The organism is Neobacillus thermocopriae, from assembly GCF_010975035.1.
In the GTDB taxonomy this organism is placed as follows: Bacteria; Bacillota; Bacilli; order Bacillales; family Cytobacillaceae; genus Neobacillus; species Neobacillus thermocopriae.
In genome coordinates this window covers 1-21,218 of record NZ_JAAIUV010000022.1, presented here as the reverse complement: position 1 = coordinate 21,218, position 21,218 = coordinate 1, and the positions used below count along the sequence as shown (strand labels likewise).

General features: G+C 35.4%; 23 protein-coding genes and 1 pseudogene. 5 read left to right on the top strand and 19 right to left on the bottom strand.

Features of this window, described 5'->3' with window-relative positions:
* Positions 1-14 precede the first annotated feature (14 nt).
* The 3 genes from G4Z05_RS12955 to G4Z05_RS12945 form a co-directional block, all read right to left on the bottom strand.
* Entirely contained in the window at positions 15-1,328 is a 1,314-nt protein-coding gene (locus G4Z05_RS12955) for an anti-sigma factor domain-containing protein (RefSeq protein ID WP_163252258.1), read from the bottom strand.
* Positions 1,325-2,071: an RNA polymerase sigma factor SigI gene (sigI, locus tag G4Z05_RS12950; protein WP_163252257.1), complete on the bottom strand. Its 747-nt coding sequence runs from the start codon at positions 2,069-2,071 to the stop codon at positions 1,325-1,327. The genes G4Z05_RS12955 and sigI overlap by 4 nt, the downstream gene beginning before the upstream one ends.
* A gap of 498 nt (positions 2,072-2,569) precedes the next feature.
* On the bottom strand, positions 2,570-4,150 hold the full coding sequence (locus G4Z05_RS12945; RefSeq protein WP_163252256.1) for a peptide chain release factor 3: 1,581 nt from the start codon (positions 4,148-4,150) through the stop codon (positions 2,570-2,572).
* Positions 4,151-4,316: 166 nt separating this feature from the next.
* Here G4Z05_RS12945 and G4Z05_RS12940 point away from each other — a divergent pair, with 166 nt between their 5' ends.
* Positions 4,317-4,577 carry a hypothetical protein gene (locus tag G4Z05_RS12940; RefSeq protein WP_163252255.1) on the top strand — a complete coding sequence of 87 codons (261 nt, stop codon included), beginning with the start codon at positions 4,317-4,319 and terminating at the stop codon, positions 4,575-4,577.
* Positions 4,578-4,957: 380 nt separating this feature from the next.
* Positions 4,958-6,691, top strand: coding sequence for an AAA family ATPase (locus tag G4Z05_RS12935; protein ID WP_240465387.1), 1,734 nt, complete (start codon positions 4,958-4,960; stop codon positions 6,689-6,691).
* A gap of 49 nt (positions 6,692-6,740) precedes the next feature.
* Here G4Z05_RS12935 and G4Z05_RS12930 read toward each other — a convergent pair whose 3' ends face one another.
* From G4Z05_RS12930 to G4Z05_RS12910, 5 genes are all read right to left on the bottom strand, one after another.
* Positions 6,741-6,872: a YjcZ family sporulation protein gene (locus tag G4Z05_RS12930; protein ID WP_163252253.1), complete on the bottom strand. Its 132-nt coding sequence runs from the start codon at positions 6,870-6,872 to the stop codon at positions 6,741-6,743.
* 24 nt (positions 6,873-6,896) lie between these two features.
* Entirely contained in the window at positions 6,897-6,998 is a 102-nt protein-coding gene (locus G4Z05_RS12925) for a YjcZ family sporulation protein (RefSeq protein ID WP_081905148.1), read from the bottom strand.
* 367 nt (positions 6,999-7,365) lie between these two features.
* Positions 7,366-8,196 carry an undecaprenyl-diphosphate phosphatase gene (locus G4Z05_RS12920; RefSeq protein WP_163252252.1) on the bottom strand — a complete coding sequence of 277 codons (831 nt, stop codon included), beginning with the start codon at positions 8,194-8,196 and terminating at the stop codon, positions 7,366-7,368.
* A 279-nt stretch (positions 8,197-8,475) separates the two neighbouring features.
* Positions 8,476-8,925 (bottom strand): SRPBCC family protein, encoded by a 450-nt coding sequence (locus G4Z05_RS12915; protein ID WP_163252251.1) that lies wholly within the window; start codon positions 8,923-8,925, stop codon positions 8,476-8,478.
* Positions 8,926-8,992: 67 nt separating this feature from the next.
* Positions 8,993-10,177, bottom strand: coding sequence for an LL-diaminopimelate aminotransferase (locus G4Z05_RS12910; protein WP_163252250.1), 1,185 nt, complete (start codon positions 10,175-10,177; stop codon positions 8,993-8,995).
* 183 nt (positions 10,178-10,360) lie between these two features.
* Between G4Z05_RS12910 and G4Z05_RS12905 the strand changes: the two genes are divergently transcribed.
* The gene (locus G4Z05_RS12905; RefSeq protein WP_205597552.1) at positions 10,361-11,005 is read left to right on the top strand and encodes a YczE/YyaS/YitT family protein; all 645 of its coding nucleotides are present in this window, start codon (positions 10,361-10,363) and stop codon (positions 11,003-11,005) included.
* 69 nt (positions 11,006-11,074) lie between these two features.
* On the opposite strand, the gene pabC is transcribed toward G4Z05_RS12905, so the two are convergent.
* The 11 genes from pabC to G4Z05_RS12850 all read right to left on the bottom strand — a co-directional run bounded on the left by pabC (position 11,075) and on the right by G4Z05_RS12850 (position 20,258).
* Positions 11,075-11,935, bottom strand: a complete 861-nt coding sequence (gene pabC / locus G4Z05_RS12900) for an aminodeoxychorismate lyase (RefSeq protein ID WP_163252249.1) — start codon at positions 11,933-11,935, stop codon at positions 11,075-11,077.
* Between the two features lie 6 nt (positions 11,936-11,941).
* Positions 11,942-12,532, bottom strand: a complete 591-nt coding sequence (gene pabA / locus G4Z05_RS12895; protein WP_163252248.1) for an aminodeoxychorismate/anthranilate synthase component II — start codon at positions 12,530-12,532, stop codon at positions 11,942-11,944.
* Positions 12,533-12,537: 5 nt separating this feature from the next.
* The gene (locus G4Z05_RS12890) at positions 12,538-13,929 is read right to left on the bottom strand and encodes an anthranilate synthase component I family protein (protein ID WP_163252247.1); all 1,392 of its coding nucleotides are present in this window, start codon (positions 13,927-13,929) and stop codon (positions 12,538-12,540) included.
* Positions 13,930-14,096: 167 nt separating this feature from the next.
* Entirely contained in the window at positions 14,097-14,291 is a 195-nt protein-coding gene (locus G4Z05_RS12885; RefSeq protein ID WP_163252246.1) for an IDEAL domain-containing protein, read from the bottom strand.
* Positions 14,292-14,464: 173 nt separating this feature from the next.
* Positions 14,465-15,658: an ABC transporter permease gene (locus G4Z05_RS12880; RefSeq protein WP_163252245.1), complete on the bottom strand. Its 1,194-nt coding sequence runs from the start codon at positions 15,656-15,658 to the stop codon at positions 14,465-14,467.
* Between the two features lie 2 nt (positions 15,659-15,660).
* Positions 15,661-16,344 carry an ABC transporter ATP-binding protein gene (locus G4Z05_RS12875; protein ID WP_163252244.1) on the bottom strand — a complete coding sequence of 228 codons (684 nt, stop codon included), beginning with the start codon at positions 16,342-16,344 and terminating at the stop codon, positions 15,661-15,663.
* Positions 16,341-17,498, bottom strand: coding sequence for an efflux RND transporter periplasmic adaptor subunit (locus G4Z05_RS12870; protein WP_240465386.1), 1,158 nt, complete (start codon positions 17,496-17,498; stop codon positions 16,341-16,343). The genes G4Z05_RS12875 and G4Z05_RS12870 overlap by 4 nt, the downstream gene beginning before the upstream one ends.
* A 79-nt stretch (positions 17,499-17,577) precedes the next feature.
* Complete coding sequence (yknW, locus tag G4Z05_RS12865; RefSeq protein ID WP_163252243.1) at positions 17,578-18,240, bottom strand: YknW family membrane protein; 663 nt, start codon at positions 18,238-18,240, stop codon at positions 17,578-17,580.
* Positions 18,241-18,720: 480 nt separating this feature from the next.
* On the bottom strand, positions 18,721-19,005 hold the full coding sequence (locus G4Z05_RS12860) for a DUF4183 domain-containing protein (protein ID WP_205597550.1): 285 nt from the start codon (positions 19,003-19,005) through the stop codon (positions 18,721-18,723).
* 17 nt (positions 19,006-19,022) lie between these two features.
* A complete protein-coding gene (gene modA / locus G4Z05_RS12855) occupies positions 19,023-19,835 on the bottom strand; it encodes a molybdate ABC transporter substrate-binding protein (protein WP_163252285.1) in 813 nt (270 codons plus the stop codon).
* A 264-nt stretch (positions 19,836-20,099) separates the two neighbouring features.
* A complete protein-coding gene (locus G4Z05_RS12850; protein ID WP_163252242.1) occupies positions 20,100-20,258 on the bottom strand; it encodes a hypothetical protein in 159 nt (52 codons plus the stop codon).
* A 172-nt stretch (positions 20,259-20,430) separates the two neighbouring features.
* Between G4Z05_RS12850 and G4Z05_RS12845 the strand changes: the two genes are divergently transcribed.
* Positions 20,431-20,655: a hypothetical protein gene (locus G4Z05_RS12845; protein WP_163252241.1), complete on the top strand. Its 225-nt coding sequence runs from the start codon at positions 20,431-20,433 to the stop codon at positions 20,653-20,655.
* Positions 20,656-20,720: 65 nt separating this feature from the next.
* Positions 20,721-21,054 (top strand): annotated as a pseudogene (locus G4Z05_RS12840) (IS1595 family transposase); the annotation flags it as partial.
* Between the last annotated feature and the right edge of the window lie 164 nt (positions 21,055-21,218).

The window sequence follows — 21,218 nt, the reverse complement described above, 5'->3', positions numbered from 1 at the left end:
GTAGTATCCGGACTTCAATTTTTTCCTTTATGTGCTGGCCTGTTGTTTTTCCAAGAGGAATTCCCTTTGTTTGAATGATTTTGCCATCTCTTATTGGAGTTACTATTTGAATTCTTCCAATTATGATTAGAGGAATTATTCCGATTAGGATTATGATAGGATTTCGTCCTCATTTGAGATTCTTTCCTCATTTGAATAATGGATTCTCTCCTTGTTTGAATGGATTCCCTTTTATTTTGAATAGACTCTTTTTTCGTTTGAATAGATTCTCTTCTATTTTGAATGGATTCTTTTTTCTTTTGAATTGGTTCTCTTTTATTTTGAATGGACTCTTTTCTTGTTTGTATAGATTCCTCTTTCTTTTGAATGGATTCTTTTTTTATTAGAATAGATTCCTTTTTTGCTTGAAAAGTGTTTTGTATATTAGTTGTATAATTATTTTTCTTCTCTTTTTCTGATGGATTCCGTTTACCACTTCGATTATCCCCAATATTAGAAATGATACGGTCCTCAGCTGCTTTTTTAGGGATATTATTCATTTCAGTCGATTGCTTTTTTGACTTCCCGTTAGGATTACTTTCATTACGATGTTCATAACTTTTGTTACTTTTCTGTTTATTTACTTCTGTATTCTTTTTCTTTCTTTCTTTTGATTCTTTAACAGCCTCAGTCTGATATTTTCCCGTCGTAATCCCCATTTTATGTGCTTTTTCTAGGTCTTTTTTAGTTCCTGATACCACAATGGTATCTAAATTATGTTTAGTAATTTCCGATTTTATTTCATCCATATTCTTTTTTAGTTTCCGTTCTACTTCTTCTTTTAGTTCGTTCGTTCGGACAGCAGAAATAATTACCTCTGAACTATTAGCTAAGTACCCTTGTTTTTTCATTGCCTTTAGGATATCTTTTATTAATTCTGATACATCTTTTTTGACCCAATGATCTAATTGTGAAATAATCTCTTTCCCATCCTGGTTATAACCTGTAAGTTCGACTACCTGCATTCTTTCATTTACGCCAATTTCAATACTTGGATTGACATCAATGGACATATAGGCATATGCTTGTTTACTTTGAAAATCAGAAAATAATGCAACAAATATGACAATCAGTCCAGCGGCCACTGCTATCCAACTAGCGCTTTTATTAGTCATTTTTTTGAATGGAAAAAATAACGACATTCGTTTTTTCGTTTGAATGGGAGTAAAATATATTTCCTCCCCAATTTCATAAGTCTGTTCCTGTCTTCTAGCCCGATAAAACTCACCTTCAGGGGTTAAAAGTGTGAGAAAAGATTCATCCATCTCCATAACAATCCCTTTTTTCATGTGTCAAGCACCCCTTTTATATATTCCTTCATGTAAACATAATCACTGGATAAAATTAGTGCGATAGCAATAATATATTTCCGATTACGTTCGATGGTTTTTCTACTAACATTCACCTGTTTTACTAACTTGTTTATAGGTAGCCGTTTTTTTTCAAATAACGCCTTTTTCAATTCTTGGTTTTCAACAAGCACTTTTGCTGCTAGTATGGCATTTTTTCTAGCATCTGCATGTTTAGGTGAATTTTCTACCAAATCACTAAATGTTAGATCAAAGCTAGATAATAATGATTGAAATTGAAGAATTTCTTCTTTTCTAAGCTGTTCATCATGTTTTTTTTGATATTCATCTAAAGAAAGTTCGTTTACAATTACACTTCCTGTTGATTCCTCTTCTAGTGTAGAATTCGTAATATCAATACTAATGTGTTGATTTTTCGATTGTTTTCGAATATAGTCTATAACTCTTCTTTTTATAATTATTTCAGCAAAACTCAAAACAGAGCTCCCCCGCTCTGGAGAGTATTTTTCAATGGCTTCATTGAATGCGATAAGGCCTATGCTAAATTCATCATCGTTTTCATAGATGTAACGTCGACAAACAGAGGAAACTGTTTTAGCAATAAATGGTTTATATGATTCAATTATTTCATTTAACAGGGACTTATCACCTTGCTGAATCAAAGTGACTGTTTCTTCTAATGTTCGTTTTTTCTTTTTAGCCATAAATAACAAACTTAGCATGAGCTCACCTCTATTCGACCAATTATAACATATTCCAGTAACTATGGTCTTTATGGTGAGCATGCGTTTTGATTAATGACTAAATGCCAATAATGGCTTTCTTTTCCTTTCATTAATTTTATTACAAAAAGACTTCATTTTTTTCAAATATGTTTATAATGCATCCTCTTTGTTATTAAATAATTACGAAAAAGTAAAAAAGATTTTGGGGGCTTTTATTAAAATTATCAGAAAAGAGGAAGCCCGCTGCTCAGCGGCGTAAAGCTTCCTTCCAAAAGCTTTCACTTTCGGCCCTACGATGTTGATGCTGTAGAAGCCTTACTTGTGGTGACTTTCTAGCTAAGATTAAGGAAACACGAGGAACGCGTGACGAATCAATGTTGACTTATAGGAAGAACCGAAGGCGACTCACCCGCTAGGGAGTAATCAAAGTCGTAAATATTTCTTTACACTTAAAATAAAAAAGACAGGAAATCATCCTGCCTTCTTAAACGAAAATTAATCATGCTGATCCATTGGGTTATAAAGCTTAATCGTTGGATTTTTTTCCTGGAACCATCGTAATGCAAAGTCATTTTCAAATAAAAATACATAATGATCATAACGATCTTTTACTAAAAGACTTCTTGAACTAGATAAATTTTCATCTACCTCATCATTTTCAATCCAACGTGCGATTTTGGAACCTAGACGTTCCATAAGTACCTCAGCATTATATTCATTTTTCATTCGATGCTCAAAAACTTCAAATTGCAATTGACCGACTGCACCTAATAAGTATTCATCCGTTTTTACAGTTTTATAAAGCTGGATTGCACCTTCTTGAACAAGCTGGTGAAGACCTTTATAAAATGATTTTTGCCTCATTACATTTTTCGCTGAAACCCTTACGAATAATTCTGGTGTAAATTGAGGTAGTCTTTCAAATTGAAAATTATTTTTACCAACTGTCAATGTATCACCAATTTGATAGGTTCCCGTATCATAAAGACCAATGATATCACCACTGACAGCTTCTTCCACGGTATTACGTTCTTCTGCCATAAAGGAAGTGGATTGGGTAAGTTTTAATTGTTTTCCCAATCTCGGTAGATTTACCGCCATTCCGCGCTCAAATTTACCAGAACAAATTCGCACAAAAGCAATTCGGTCACGGTGAGCCGGATTCATATTCGCTTGAATTTTAAATACAAAACCAGAAAATTCTTCTGATAACGGGTCAATCTCACCAATGGATGAATTGCGTGCTTTTGGTGGTGGAGCAAATTGTAAATAAGTTTCAAGGAAGGTTTGCACACCAAAATTCGTTAATGCACTTCCAAAGAAAACCGGAGTCAGTTGTCCTGCTGCAACTCTTTCAGCAGAAAATTCATTTCCAGCTTCATTTAGAAGCATAATTTCCTCAAGTGTCTGCTCATAAAGACCGGAAGATACAAGTTTATGGTTACCTTCTATTTCTCCATCTTCATTTAGTGGGATAAACCGTTCTTCCTCATTTACACGGAATTGTTCAATGCGATTATAATAACGATCATAAATTCCAAGGAATTCTTTGCCCATTCCAATTGGCCAGTTCATCGGATAAGATTCAATACCAAGAACCTCCTCCAATTCAGCTAGAAGTTCAAGTGGTTGCTTCCCTTGACGATCCAATTTATTAATGAAAGTAAAAATAGGTATTCCCCTCATCCGGCAAACTTTAAACAATTTTATCGTTTGATCTTCAATTCCTTTTGCCGAATCAATAATCATCACGGCACTATCGACTGCCATTAAGGTTCTATAGGTGTCTTCACTAAAATCTTGGTGTCCAGGGGTATCCAAAATGTTTACCCGGTAACCATTATAATCAAACTGCATAACACTAGATGTAACCGAAATTCCACGTTGCTTTTCAATTTCCATCCAGTCACTAGTTGCATATTTCCCCGTTTTCTTTGCTTTGACCGTACCGGCGTCACGAATGGCTCCACCGAATAACAATAATTTTTCGGTCAATGTCGTTTTACCTGCATCGGGGTGTGAAATAATAGCAAATGTCCGACGCGATAATACTTCTTTTTTGAAATCATTACCCATTTTGTTTTCCTCTCTTTAAGCATCTCAGATTTTTGTCCATAACTTCAATCTTATCTCTCAAACTGTCACTTTGCAATATTTCAATGAATGAACACAGAGAATTTCTTTTATTCAATAGTACAAAAAGATTATAATGGATATATCATGAAAAAGTTCAGGAGGCAAAATGGATATTACTAAAATTGATAAACCAACCTTAGATTTAATTCAAAAAGCATTTGAAATTGTACTCAAACAAAATAATATCCCTTATAAAAAAATTGGTATTGCCGAGGAATCGGATCATCTCGTATTTTTGTATGAAGGTAAAGATGAAAAAGTTCATGTTTTTAAATGGAAAAAATCAGCCAGTATTGGGGTGAGCATTGGCGTCCTAGCTCAAAGTGTGTTGACTCCGATCATCCCTCATCTTCGATTATTATCTTAATTTTGAATGAAAAGATGCTGACCCTTTAGATGACTTTTTAGGGCTCAGCTTTTTTCATTTAGATATTATTGGTTGTATTTACTCGAAGAAGTACATTCTCCTTGTTTAACAACCCCACTTTTTCAAATTTTAGGAAACATAATACAAAACTTCCTCTGTTATTTTCCTCACGAATTCATCTTTTTTGAAGTTGTTACTTATTTTTCATATAAATAATTATGCTTTTCGTGTATTTTCTTTTGTCAAAAGTAGATGACCAGACAAGATACAAAGTTAACTACTAATCACTCTCAAATTTCATTCCCATTCATTCCCACCCCCATTTTTCTGGAAATCACTTTATAATGGATATAGTACGAATCGAATGGAGGAGGATGGCATTGAAAGATAGTAAAAAGAAGACCATTTCGGTATTTATTCCGCTGTTGGCAGCGTTTATTGTGGTCGTTGCAGGTATCATTTGGTTCGTCCAATATAATCATAAAGAGATTTCTATCCCCTATTCATCAGTCGAAAAAATCGTTCAAAAACAAAATGGGAAAACGGTGACATTAACTGAACAAGCAGATGGTACCCTCTACTTAGAGGCCGGAAATTATAAATATATCTCTCATGTACCGCCTAACAGCCAAATGGTTGATAAACTAGTAGAGAAATATAATATCCATTACTCCTATTCCTCAAGTAGCCGCTATGGCAAATGGTTGCTAGGGGGAATCATTCTTTTATTGGCAGGAATTGCATTTACATTGCAAAAAACAAAAGGCGGTATTGGTCTTACTAATTCTATGAAAAATAGTGTAGCCAAGCCACGTCCTTTACCATCTATTAGTTTAAAAAATGTTGGTGGTCTTAGTGACGAAATGAAAGAAGAAATTCAACAAACACTTACAATCTTAAAAGATACAAAACGTGCTCAAAAACTAGGAATTAAACCACCGAAAGGAATCTTATTATATGGACCTCCTGGAACTGGAAAAACACTACTTGCTCAAGCCATTGCTAATGAGTTAAACGCTTCCTTCTTTTCAACGAGCGGAGCTGCTTTTAATGAATTATTCGTTGGTGTCGGTGCAAGCAGAGTTCGATCATTATTCCAAGCAGCAAGAAAGCATAATCCAGCAGTTATTTTTATTGATGAAGTGGATGCTCTTGCCGGAAAACGTAAACTACACGGTGGAGAGGAAAGTGAAAAAACATTAACCGAACTTCTCGTTCAATTGGATGGAGGACATTCTAATGACGGAATTTTGTTTATTGCTGCAACCAACCGAAAGGATATGCTTGATGAAGCCTTTCTCCGCCCAGGAAGAATCGATTTCACTTTCCACGTTCCTCTTCCTGATACGAAAGGAAGAAGGGAAATTATCGACATTCATACGAAAGGAAAATCCCTTTCCACTGAAGTACTCTCTTCGTTAGACGATTTAGCTGAAAGTACCTCTGGATTTTCGGGTGCCGAACTTCATTCGCTTTTTGAAACGGCAAGTAGACGGGCTATTCACAATGGTCATGATCAAATTGAAAAACAAGATCTGGACTATGCACTTGATCGAACCATCTTAGGAAGTACTTCCCGGTCACTCAATGACCCAAGAATAAAGCATCGTGTAGCGATTCATGAGGCAGGACATGCCCTTGTCGCTTCACTCACAAAGCCTGGATCTGTTAGAAAAGCAACCATCATTCCTCGAGGTGATGCACTTGGATATGTAGCACCTATTCCAAAAGAGCTTCATTTATCGACAACAAGCGATTTGTTAGATCGAATTGCGATGGTATTAGCTGGTGGTACAGCAGAAAGAATGTTCCTAGGAGAACATAGTATTGGTGTAAGCGGGGATGTTCAACAGGCAAAACAAATAATTGAACAAATGGTTGATATCGGAATGTTAGAAAATGGATTCACCTTAACATTCAGCAAACAAGAAAAAGAGGCAAAAATGCAGGAATTATTTGCAAAAGGTTTGGAAAAAGCAGAATATCTTATAAAAACCCATCAGAATCAATACCAAAAATTAGTAGATAGCTTATTAAGAAAAGAAACATTAGAAGGTCATGAAGTTGAAGAAATTGTTTGGGGATCGGTAAATAAAAAGGCATCTTGTATTTAATTTTTAAACCCGCTTGGAAATCCAAGCGGGTTACTACAATTACATTTTATTAATAGTAACAAGCTGCTCCAACAATAATTAATAGGATAAACAATACTACGATTAATGTGAAACCATAGCCATATCCATAGCCAAAACCACCATAACCGTAACCACCAAAGCATCCGTAGCCAAATGCCATATTTATTACCTCCTTAGATAAATATTAATAAAATCCTCCCCAAGAAGCTCCAACAATAATTAACAAAATAAACAGTACAACGATTAGCGCAAAGCCTGCTCCGTATCCACCTTGTGCACCTGACATTTAACATTACCTCCTTTTTTAAATTCTATATATCCTATTCACCTAGATAAAAATGTGCAATAGACGTATATCCCTATTACCCAGATATGAAAAAAGGAGATAAGCCCATCTTTTATATTTGAAAGCGCAAGTCGTACCATGCTTTTGCTGATGTAGCCTTTTTTTAGTGCACTCCAATAGAGAGGAAGAAATACAAGGAGCCGGAAGAAAATTTCTGTTGACTAATCATAGGGCGAAGTGTAAAGCGTTTTGTAGCTAGAATATTTCCACTATACATTCTCAAAGTCAGCAAAATTTCTTATTTTATTTATAAAAAAGAACCCAAATAGCTTACACAAGCTATCTGAGTTCTTAGCATTACTATTTATTAAAGAAATACAAAATAAATGATGACTGCAAGTACAATTCGATATATAGCAAAAGGTACAAGCTTTACCTTATTAATCAATTTTAAGAAAAAGCGGATGGAAAGCAATGCAAAAACAAATGCACTGATAAATCCGGCGATAAACACAGGTAATGCATCCAAGGATATGTATTCCCAATTACTTAATAGTGAGAGGAAGCTTGCACCAGCCATAATCGGCACCGCCATAATAAATGTAAAATCAGCTGCCACACGGTGACTCATTCCCACTAGAACCCCGCCAGAGATCGTGGAACCCGAACGTGAAAACCCTGGCCATAAGGAGAAACATTGAATTAAACCAACTAAAAATGCTTGTTTATATGAAATTTCATCAACAGTCTTGGTTTTAGGATTCTTCGGTCCGAAAAAATCAGCAACGATCATAAAGATAGCACCGATAACTAGTCCAACTAATACGGTTTTTGTTGAAAATAGATATTCGTCAATATAATCTTCAAATAGCACGCCTAAAACCCCTGCTGGAATTAGCCCAACGATAATCTGAGAAAGCTTTAACCTTCCCTTCCCCTGATTTGTTTCAGGGCTAAAACGACCAAAACTTAATAAGTTAATAAAGCGATCCTTAAAAGTAACAACCACGGCTAAAATCGAGCCCAATTGGATTACTACTTTGAATGTATTTGCCCCATGTTTAGTTAGAAAATTTTCTGATTGAAGCCACATGTCATCTACGATAATCATATGACCAGTTGATGATACAGGAGCAAATTCTGTTAATCCTTCTACAAGACCTAAAATAATAGCTTTTAAAATCATAAGAAAATCCATATCAAAAAAACTCCTAACTTTTTTCCAATAATTCAACTTTTTTATTTTCTCATTTACAAGTATCATTGGCAAGAATAATTATACATAACTTTTAGGATTTACTGCCCCATGTTGGATCTGAAGAAATATGAATAGCCATACTCTGTTCCTGTTACTTTTCATTAAAGTGCCTTTGTTTATTAAAAGTAGTTTTATTACATACCCTATAAATTTGTTAAACATATTACATTAAAAGAGTCATTCTTTGCAAAAAAAAAACCTGCTGCTGCAGGTTAGATATTACCTAGATTTCATTTCAAGAAGCTTTGAAGATATTGATGTTGCCATTTCTTTGATCATTTCAGGCAGAACGGCTTCCAACTTAGAATTTAAAGAAGAGCCTATCATTCCGTTTACGTTCATTTCAAGAAAACCAGTTAGCCTTGTTTTATTTACATTTATAGCATTTGCCTCAAAATACCCCTGGCCAGAATACTTTTCACTTTTTCCTGTTAATACAAATCTTACCCTAGTCGGCTCTTTCCATTCCACAATATCAATATACAAACTTATCTTCTTTTTCAATAGACCAATATCGCTTTTAAATTCCCATATGGACTTTCGCTCAGTTATTTTTTCATGGTGCAAATAGTTAGGAACAAGTGGAGCCCAATTATCCATATCCTTCACAAACTCCCAAATTACATCAATCGGCAGTTCAAGATCCAGCTGGTGTATTCCAATTGGCATAGCTTCCCTCATTTCTTTTCAAAATAAAAGACCTCCTAATTTTTGAAGGCCTTAAATAATATATGTTTTATTTGTTATGAATAGAACAATTCGCTAAAAAGGCTTGAATCCGTTCCGCAGCTTCTTGAAGAGTTTTAGTAGGCTGTACTAATGCAATACGCACATAGCCTTCCCCTTGCTTTCCAAAAGCATCACCTGGAATGACTGCTACTCCTGCACGGTCAATTAATTCAAAGGCAAATTGCCGAGAAGTCCAACCTTGAGGGATTTTAGCCCAAACAAACATGGTTGCCGGCGATTTTTCCACTTCCCAGCCACTTTTTCTTAGTCCCTCCACAAGTACATCTCTTCGTCTTTCATATTCTTTTACTTGACCTTTCAAGTAATCGAAATCCGATGTTAATGCTTTAGATGCCGCTTTTTGGATTGGATAAAAGACTCCATAATCGATATGTGACTTAAAAGAAGCGAGGATTGAAATGACATGTTCATTCCCAACGGCATAACCAATTCGACAACCTGCCATATTAAAAGTCTTGGAAAGGGAATTAAATTCAATTCCAACCTCTTTTGCTCCTGGTACAGATAAAAAGCTAATTTGTGGATGACCGTCATATATTAATTCCGAATAGGCAAAATCATGGACAACAAGTATTTGATGGCGTTTAGCAAAAGCCACAACTTCTTCAAAGAAGCATTCATCAGCGATTGCTGTAACTGGGTTTCCAGGATAACTTAAGATCATCATCTTTGTTTTTTGAATGATCTCCTCAGGGATTTCCTCCAATTTTGGCAAAAACCTATTCTCTGACCGAAGTGGCATAGGATAAATGCTCCCACCTGCAATGGTTACACTACCTTCATAGATTGGATAACCTGGATCTGGAACCAGTACATAATCTCCTGGATTAATCATTGCCGTTGCTAAGTGTGCTAAACCATCCTGAGATCCCATCAATTGAAGAACTTCCTTCTTTGCATCCAAATGAACCGAATACCGCTGTTTGTAAAAATATGTAACCGCTTCATGAAATTCTGGAATACCTTTAAGTGTATAACCATAATTCTTTGGATCCATTGTATACGTTAATAGCGTGTCAATAACAAACGGTGGTGGTGGAAAATCAGGGCTTCCTACACTTAAATCGATTACATCTTTACCCTTATTCATTGCTTCTTGTTTACGGTTTGCCACCTCTTGAAAAATACTCGAAGACAATTTTTGTAATTTTTCTGAAGCTGTAAATATCATGGTATATCCTCCAACTAATATTTTAATCCAATATTCTATTGAAATAATATTTATGTAATTCAGATTATATCAGTCCATTGAGGGAGATTCTAGCCTTCTATCTAATTATTGATTATAAACATTCTTTCAATTAAGATAGATGGTAATATTCTAATAGTTGTTTGCGATTTGGGGGTAATACCATTGAAAGGGTTTCGGTACTTTATATTTTTTACAGGATTAACCCTATTCGGTCTTGGAAATGCAATTGCCGTTAAAGTAAAATTTCTTGGCCTTCATCCATGGGAAGTGTTAAATGTTGCTCTTTATCAACATTTTGGTTTAACCATTGGGACTTGGGGAGTAATTTGCGGATTAGTGCTTATAGTTTTTTCTTATTTTACTGCTCGAAAATATATTAATATTGGAACTTTTATAAACGCCATAAGTATTGGGCCTATTATGGACTTCTTTCTATTTCTTGATATTTTGCCAAAAGCCACGAACACATGGATCGATTATATCATTCTTCTCTCTGGCATTGTGATAACAGGAATTGGTGGGGGAATGTATGTTGCAGCAGGGATTGGAGCTGGTCCCCGAGACGGGTTTATGCTTTCCATTTCTGAAAAAACACGGTTATCGGTTAGCCAAGCACGCATCGTTGTCGAGAGCATCGTATTACTAATCGGCTTTCTATTAGGCGGACCTGTCTTTATTGCCACTTTTATATATACATTTATCCAAAGTCCTGTTTTTCAGTTTTCGTTAAAGATTTTTCATCTTGTTGTCGAAATGAGGAATAAGAAACGATGCAAAGACAAAGAAGGGATCGCTTTAATTAAATGATGTAAGCCCCCGTTCAATCAATGAACAGGGGCTTTGAATAAGGTCCCGGCTTCTCTATTCTCTTATTTATTAGCTTAGATACAGTCTTGACCAGAGATATTTACTATACCTGCGATAGTCATAATGGAGCTGCTGTACGAATGCACCAGATTTGCCGGGAAATACTTGTCTATCAAATTTAGTTATCGGAACAATTTCCTGAATGGAGTTTGTTACAAACATTTCTTCTGCCTGAAGTACATCCTCTATAGAATAATGTCCTTCCTGAACGTTATAACCTTTTTGTCTTGCTAATTCCATTAGAAATTGCCGAGTGATGCCATTAAGTATGCCTGTACTAAGAGCAGGTGTATATAAACCATTTCCTTTTTTCCAAAAAACGTTAGAAACAATTCCCTCAGCAATCTTACCTTCTTCAGTTAAAAATATTCCTTCAATGTCACCCGAATTTCCAATTTCTCTTTTAGCCAAAATATTATTCATAAAATGATGCGATTTAAGCCTTTCTTTTCCTTCTGGTGTATTTCGCTTAAGCTTTAATGTAATGGCTTTTTTCTCTGTCATTTCACCAGCAGGGGGGAGCGATTTTGGAAAAATAATAATATTAGGTTCCGTGTAAGGTTCCATCTGTAATCCGATATCTCCAATTCCCGCAGATACATTTAAACGGATATAAGCATTTTTAAGACCGTTTATATTAAGTAGCTCTTGGAGTATTTGAAAGATACTCTCCCTTTCAAAACGATAATGGATATTCCATTCGGCCAATCCATGATTCAGGCGGGCCAAATGGTCATCCAGCAGAAAAGGATGTCCATCATAGACCCGAAACGTTTCAAATAGCCCTATTCCATATAAAAATCCATGATCATACGGTGATATAAAGGCCTCTTCTTTCTTGATAAAAGATCCATTCAAATACAGATACATAGCCGTTTACCCTAAAGTAATTTGTGCCATCCCATAATGATGGACGAAGTTTTGCAGTAATTTTTTTCCTGAAGTTGTCATAATAGATTCAGGATGAAACTGTACACCTTCAATGGGAAGTTCTTTATGGCGAATGGCCATTATTTCCCCTTCCTTTGTCCATGCGGATATTTCGAAACAATCGGGCAATGTCTCTCTTTTTACAATTAACGAGTGATATCTTGTTGCAGGAAAAGGATTTGGCAAACCTTGAAAAATCGTCTTTCCGTCATGATACATATCAGATGTTTTTCCGTGCATAAGTCTTTCTGCTTGGACCACTTCCCCGTTAAAGGCTTGAGCAATGGACTGGTGTCCAAGACAGACACCAAATATTGGGATTTTTCCAGCAAAAGTCTTTATCGCCTGCAAACTGATCCCTGCTTCATTTGGGCTGCAAGGTCCAGGTGAGATCATAAGGTATTGTGGATTTAATTCAGCAATTTCTTCAATAGTCATTTGGTCGTTACGTTTAACGACCAACTCTTCCCCCAGCTCTCCTAAATATTGCACTAAATTAAAAGTAAAGGAATCGTAGTTATCAATCATAAATATCATGCTGTTCACCCTTCTGCCATTTCTTTTGCTTTCCATAATGCTGTTGCTTTCTTTAACGATTCTTTATATTCATGTTTTGGATTGGAGTCAATAACAATTCCAGCGCCAGCCTGAACATGAGCCATACCATCCTTTACTAGCATGGTGCGGATGATGATGTTTAATTCCAAGTCGCCATTAAAGCCAATCCAACCAAGTGAGCCAGTATAAATTCCCCTTCTTACTTGTTCAAGTTCTTCAATGATTTCCATTGTTCTCACTTTTGGTGCACCAGTGATGGTACCACCAGGAAAAACAGCATCAATAAGATCCATACTTGTTTTTTCCGGTGACATTTCTCCACGAACATTTGATACAATGTGCATCACATGTGAGTATTTTTCAAGCACCATGAATTCATTAACCTCAACAGTTCCATATTTACATACCCTACCAAGGTCATTCCGTTCAAGATCCACAAGCATAATATGTTCGGCACGTTCTTTTTCATTTTCAATTAGTTCATTAGCCAATTTTATATCTTCTTCGTTATCTTTTCCACGGGAACGAGTACCGGCTATTGGACGCGTACTTACTTGTGCCCCCGATTTTTTTACTAAAAGTTCAGGTGAACCACTAACAATTTGAAAATCTGGAGTATGAAGATAACCCATATATGGAGAAGGATTTAATTTTCGTAATTGGTCATACACATCAATTGCCTTTACTCCTATAGGTTGGGACTGTCGAACTGCCAAATTGACCTGAAAAACATCTCCTTGGGCAATATATTGCTGGACTTTTGTTACTGCGTCCATAAATTCTTTTTCGGTCAATGATACCTCTAAATGTTTGGTGTCGATCGTTTCCTTTATTGTATTCGGTTCGAAAGGCAGTTCCTCGAGCCAACGTTTCTCCAATCTAGATAGTCTCTCTTCGATATCCAGTTCGTTTTCAGCCAAACATAGTAACCATAAATTATTTGTTTCATGATCGAAAACAAACCAATCCTTTACGATGAAAAAGTAAAGATCAGGCATTTGTAAATCATCTTTCGCTATTTCAGGAAGGTCTTCAATATAACGGGCATAATCATAGCTTATAAAGCCAATTGCCCCACCCAAAAAGTCTGGTAGTCCCTCCTGCCTTTCTATATAATTCTGACTCATCCATTCATTCAATAGATGAAGTGGATTACCAGCTAAAATTTGAGTCCCTTTTGAATCTTGTATTTCAAGTTTATTATTTTTACCTATTATTATTTTCTCCGGCTGAAATGCAGCAATACTGTATCTCCCTCCACGCCCACTTTCTAAGAGAACATGATGACTGCAATCTTTGGTTAATGTTCGATATTGCTGATAAAACCTGGTAAATGTATAGGGTATTTTTTTGCTAAAGACTCGTAACTGCTGCAATGATTTCACTCCTCTTAAACAATTCTCTTTACTCATCATACTTGATAAAAGTATCTAACAACAATGCAAATTTTGAATTTATTAGAAAGATAGATAAATGATAAGAAGCCCTATCCAAATAATGGATAGGGCTTCTAATACGTAGATAAAAATAACTTAGGATCTTCTTAACTAATCTTCTTTAATTCTTCCGTTAATTGAAGGAAGAGCTCCTTGTTTCCATCTAATAACGTTTGGTCGATTTCCTTAAGGATTTTCTCCCTTTTAAACTCTAACAGGGCATGATTTAGGAACATTTCTGCAAGAACAGAATCAGTATGTTCATCCGAATGTAATGGTGAATTAAGCAATTTCTTTTCCATGGAAATCAACTCCTTACGCTTTTTTTTATTATACATCAAGTTTTCTAAAAATTCAAATATTTTATAATAGTAATTTATGGATGAAGATGTCAGTCATCACCAATCAAAAAAGAGCTGATTCAAATTAATGAATCAACCCTTGTTACTAGCAAAAACACACTAAATATCATGCGCTATTCATATCGTAAAGATTCAATTGGATTCATCTTTGACGCTTTATTAGCAGGTAAAATCCCAAACACGATGCCTATGGCCATTGAAAACAGGACTCCGCCCAAAACCACTTGCCAGGAAACCAAAGATGGCCATCCAGCGAAAAAGCTTATCAATGAAGCTGTTCCCCATCCTAAAAATATGCCAATGATTCCACCAATTAATGTTAATGTCATTGACTCAATTAAGAATTGAATTAGTACTTGCCCTCTTGTTGCCCCAAGTGCCATCCGAATCCCAATTTCTCTTGTCCGCTCTGTCACAGATACTAGCATAATATTCATTACACCAATTCCACCAACAAACAAAGAAATTCCTGCAATACTTCCAATAATTAAAGTCATAATTCTTGTAACCTGGCCAATTCCTTGAGCAATTTCTTCCATATTGATTACTTGATAGGATTTTTCCGTATTATGCATTTTGTTCAAAAGGCTAGCCGCTTTTTTCCCTGCTGTCTGTAATTGTTCTGCTGAATAGGCTTGAAGAGTTACCTGTGTAAAATCACTGCTTCCAAAAATAATTTTCCATGTTTGAAATGGCAAGTAAATCTCCATTGATCCGAAAGCAAGAAGACCGGTTGGTTTTTCAAGAACACCAATGACTTCTACAGGCTGATTGGCAACCATGATAATACTTCCAATTGGATTTTTTTCTTTAAATAACTCATTTTTTAATTTATCGCTTATTAACCCAACCCGTCTAGCTCCTAAAAAGTCAGCCGTAGAGAAATTCCTTCCATTTGCTGTATTCAATTCATTCAATTGTAGAAATGCTTGATTAATACCCGTTACTGAAACATCCGCCAATTTTTTTTGAATCCTTGCTGTTGAGGCTTTCGTACCTGAAGCTACCACTCTTTTAACTTCGGGGATCTGTTCAAGTGCACGGATATCCTCCTGAGTAAATGGTGCCTGAAGCAATATATTCGGATTGGCTCGTAATTCTTCATCCGAAGGCTGATAGAAAATTTCTACCGTATTTCCCGGGCCTGTTATCTGAGATTTCAGCATGGCTTCCCCACCTTGCCCAATCGCCACAACGATAATAACCGCACCGACTCCGATAATAATTCCAAGCATCGTTAATATACTTCGCATTTTATGAGCTTTTAACGAGCTTAATGCCATTATAAGATTTTCCATAAAACTCATGATTACAGTCCCCTTTCAAATCTCGAAGACTGAATCATACCATCTCGGACCATAATGGTCCTGTCTGCATATTCAGCGATTTCAGGCTCGTGCGTAACTACAACGATCGTTACACCTTCCTCATTAAGTTCCCTAAATTGCTCCATTATGGATTTACTTGTTTTTGTGTCAAGTGCCCCTGTCGGTTCATCTGCCAAAACCAGTTTTGGTTTGTTTACTATAGCTCTTGCTATAGCAACACGCTGCTTTTGTCCACCAGAAAGAGCATTAGGTAAATGATCCATTCGATCAGAGAGTCCGACTTTCTCCAGTGCTTCCACCGCTCTCTCTCGCCTTTCCTGTTTTGATACTCCTGCATAAATCATCGGTAATTCCACATTTTTCAAAGCCGTTAGACGTGGGAGAAGATGAAATTGCTGGAAAACAAAACCAATTGATTCATTTCGTACTTTTGCTAGTTCTTTATCGTTATAATTAGAAACATCATCTCCCTCAAGGAAGTAATTACCAGAGCTTGGTTTATCCAAACATCCGATTATGTTCATTAAAGTAGACTTTCCTGATCCGGATGGACCCATTATCGCAACGAATTCTCCGTCCTCTATAGTTAAATTAATATCGTTTAAGACATTAATTTTTTCCTTGCCGATCAAAAAGGACTTTTTGATGGATTGCAATTGAATCATTTGACTGTCACTTCCATCCCGTCCTTCATCTTATCAGGACCGTTCACTACTACACGGTCTTTAGCTGTAACCCCTTCGAGGATTTCTATCTTTTGTCCGGAGGCAACACCTGTCTTCACCTTTTGCTTTCGAATTATTCCATCTTTTACAAGAAAAACATACGAACCATTTCCATCGTCATGAATGGCATCTATTGGAAGAACCGCTGCCATTTTCTTTTCCGTTTCAATTTCCATGATGACCTGAAAACCAGGCTTCAAATCTTTTAATTCTCCATTAATCTTTACAGTTATTGGATATTGAACTGCCTGAGTTTCGTTTGGCATCCCCGTTTGAGATGTTTTTTCTGGTAAGATGCCAATGTTAGAAATCTCACCTTGCCACTTTTGATCTGTCAGGGCATCGGATCTTAAATGAACCTTTTGCCCCACTTGAACCTTTAATGTGTCATATTCGGAAAGAAGCCCCGTTACGTTCATACCATCCATTTTTCCAATATGTATTAATGGCTCACTGTTCGCTAATTGTCCCGATGCTACAACTTGTTTATTTATCGTTAAAACGAATCCATCGATTGTGCTTTTTATCTCTAATTCACTTTGGCGCTTTGCTAACAAGTCCTTTTGCAGATTCGCTTGTTTGAGGTCAAGATTCGCCAATTCCTTTTCCATTTCTAAACGATCAAATTCGGGATCAAGCTGTTTTTTCGCTTCTTTCTTTCCTACCTGTTCAATTAATGTTCTTTCCTTATCCTTTAATTGTTTGATTTGCTTATCCATTTGACTGATTTTCAATTTCGCTGTTTCAATGGCTAATTTATTTTGTTCGATTTCTAAATCAAGCTGAGGATTTTCAAGTTTCGCAAGAACAGTTCCTGATTTTACTGACTGCCCTTCTTGGACAAAGAATTCCTTTACCTCTCCCTTTTCTGGCGAGGTGTAGATAACTTGTTCCTCCTGTAGTTTGACAGTACCCGGTACCATCAACTTCTCAGAAATTTCTTCATGAATCATTTTGGTGATTTTTACAGAAGGACCTTTTGCAAATACCTGCCGATAAACGCTAACCGAAACTGTGAGGATAATTAAACTAATAACTCCAACAGCAATCCATGTTTTCTTATTCATTTTATTAAGGTAAGGCACTCCCTGCATTGATTAGAAGTGCCCTCCTCCCTTTTCTCCTTTCCATTCACGCAATTTTTGCTTCAATTAAATGGACGGTTTCAGATAATTACTGGGCTATTCCATTAAACATTGATCCAATTAACCCAAAACCCAAGCTGATAAGAAAGAAAATAATTGCAATTGTCCATGCGAGTCCTTTTGAAAAATTAGCTGTTTTATGAAGGCCAATGGCTGTTAAAATAGTTGACCATATTCCAAATATTTCAAGGGAGCTTAATAATCCTGTTTTTTCTTGATTAAATACACCTGCTAAACTAGTAATAAAAATGTCAGGATTCCCGTTAATTAAATAAATAATTGCCATATTTAAGACCAGCCCAATTCCGCTGATAACCATAATGAATGTATTCATTGAAAATAATTGTTTAAAAGTTACAGATGCACCCGCAATCTTCGCCACCAGTAAATAAATAGCACTGCTAATTAACACACCAATAATTGGTGTGAAGAAACCAGTGATGGAAGTGGTTATCTTAGTAAAACCAAGTAGAAACTCTGCCTGATCCTCTGGAACACCTTGATCAATTAATGTTCCAACATCCATTGATAATGCCATTAAAGTGGAACCGATTCCGTAAAGAATGGATACGATCAATAATGGCATCCATATTTTCGGATTGACTTTAATTCTTTCGAACTGTTCACCTGGGCTTGTAAACATCCCTAACAAACTAGGATTCTCTTTCTTTAATTCTGTCTGTACTTCCATAAGTTACCCCCCTATATTCCAAAATGAATCATACAGTTCTATATACGATTCCTATTGGAAAAAGTTTCATATTTTTTTACATTAGCAATCAATCTAAAATATTGGAAAAAGAAATGTGTGAGAAAAATACTTCATTACAAAAATGAACAAAAAATGCCCCAAAATGAGACATAGTATTATTGCCTCATTTTAGGGCTTTTTTAAGATAGGAAAATGTACAAACGAAAGCACCCGAGTGGCGAGACGCCACAACTGCACTCCCAATGAATCGGTCAACTTCGAATTTCCTTTGAAATACCACATTTCATTTTACTCTATTAGAGAAAAAAGCTTCGACAACTTACGCATTACTCGATTCAAAAAGAATCACTTTTGAATTACCTTTATTTCACTGTAGTTTTTTGATGCAACATTGTAATGCTGACTTGTTAATTAGAAAAAATATAAAAAATCTCTTTATTAAATTAAGACTTTATTAACCTAAAATTTAAACATTTGAAGCATTATTGGTACTCCTATAATAGGAATATCTTCTGATTTCAATCTAATTTCACCTTTTTCCACTTCATACATCTCTTTAGGTTGTAATACACCATTAATAAAAAGATTATTATATGATACTTTCATAGGATCAGGGATCTGCTGTTTCCCAATTTCATTGACACCATCATTTTCTTTATATATTCTGCTACATCCATCTGATATGGCATAAAATTCGAAAACTTCTATTTTCCTTGGCGGGCGATTACACACCTTTTTAGCCAAAGATATGAAGCCATTTTTTAGTTTAACTTATTAAATCCATACTTTTCTAATATGTTTATCGATGTTTCGCACTGAAGATACTCATAGAATTGTTGAGCTTCTTTTGCATGCAAACTATTCTTTATTACCCCTAATGGATAAATAATTGGCGAGTGAGATTTCTCATCTGCCGTTGTAACAATCTTTACCTTATCTGAAATGAAAGCATCCGTTTTATAGACGATCCCTGCATCAACATTGTTTGTTTCAACATAGGTTAGAACTTGACGTACATCCTTTGCATAAACGATTTTTCCTTCCACAGCTGGCCATATATCCATTTTTTCTAATGTTTCCTTTGCATATTTTCCTGCTGGTACAGACTCAGGGGTACCAATAGATATTTTCTCTGCTTTAGTCAAATCTTTAAAGGTTTTAATGCTAGTTGCTTCTTTTGGTACCACTAGTACAATTTCATTTCCAACAAGATCCATACTCTTTTTCTTATCAATCAACCCTTGTTCTATTAGAAGTTCAAATTTGTCCTCTGCAGCAGAAAGAAAAATATCCACAGGCGCACCTTGTGAAATTTGTTGTTGAAGGGCTCCTGATGCCCCAAAATTATAATTTATTTTGACATTTGGATGTTCGTTTGTGTACTTCTCTTTTATTTCATTTAAAGCGTTTTGTAAACTTGCCGCTGCAGATACTGTTAACTCTACTTTCTCCTCAACACCTTGTAGTTTTTGCTCTTCTTGTTCACTCACATTATCACTGGAGGAACAACCAGACATAATTATTAAAAGTAGTATAAACAAATAGAATAAATAATTCGAGTACTTCCTTTTCATCATTCTTATCCATCTCCAATTTATTTATAACTAATTTTAACTAAATATAACTAATCATAATAATAGTGGATGTGAATATAGTCACTTTTTTATTAAACTGTAATATGTCAAGGGAAATGGAATGACTGATCAATACGGAAATATAAATTTTATCTTTCGATTATTTTCAGTCTAGTGAAATCTTTAGAAGATAATGTTCCCCTGACAGACATCATTATTTACGAAACCTATTAAAAAATGCTACTGAAATTTCAGTAGCTTTTTTTAATTCACCATTCTTAAACCTGCCCCATTAATACAATAAGCACTGCTAGAGATTTGTATTAAGTCGCTTCCAATTCTAAACGGACACGAAACCGGGTAGATATCATTCACATAGAGACCCATATCCATTACATAAACCAGCTTCGCAAGCTGTTCCATGTTGTAACACTAACCTCATTAATTTTGAGAAGGTTGCCGGTGTGGAAATGAAATAAGCCCTCTCTTCCTCTTGATCAAAATGCTACAAGCTTCTACTCTTCTAAAATAAACATATTTTGGTAAAATCGAGGTGTTAGTTGAAGAATAAAAAAATCTGGAAGTGACCAGCAGGATGCTTAATTTTTTTGGTAAGTTTATTTTGCTCTTTCTGCTCTGTTCAGTTGCATTCTCTTTATTTAAGGTTTTGTATTACAATATCGGAAAAAAATTTGTTACAAAGACGGTGGATGAGACAAAATTGAATTGGGCATTGATTATTTTTGTTAAAAACGGTACGAAAATGGATTGCAGCGATTACTTTATTATGGCCGTGTTAGCGACTTTATTTATTTTATAAAAACTCCTGGGATAACCAGAAAAAATTTTACACTCAAAACCGAATATACGTTTCAACGAAGTGGAATGACAGATGCTTGGAGAGCCTACAAATCCTATGCAAGAGAAAAATGATTGGAGCATAATCGAATAAAATCAAATGACAGAAAGCACATAATCAAAGACTTATATCTCATTCAAAATGTCAACAGCTTTCATTTTCGGAAGTAAAAAGTGGATTGACCGTTTTAAAGGTATTGCTACAAAATATTTCGTTAATTTCCTTGCTTGGTTCTTATTTATAAATAGTCGTAGTAACAAAAACACAAAATAGCATATTAAAGAATAACTACCAACATCATTTGTATTTGAAATGACAGATGCATATGAAAGTTTAAGATTGTCAAAATTTAATGCGTAATCCTTATTAAACTAACATTAAATGTAAAAAGTTTTTATGATGCTAGTATAGTTTCATGGACACAACTAAGTTAAGTTTTTTGTAAATCTGACCATACTAGGTATAGAAAGGTTGTGTCCAAATGGTAAACAAAAATACAGGTAAAAAATATAATGCGGATTTTA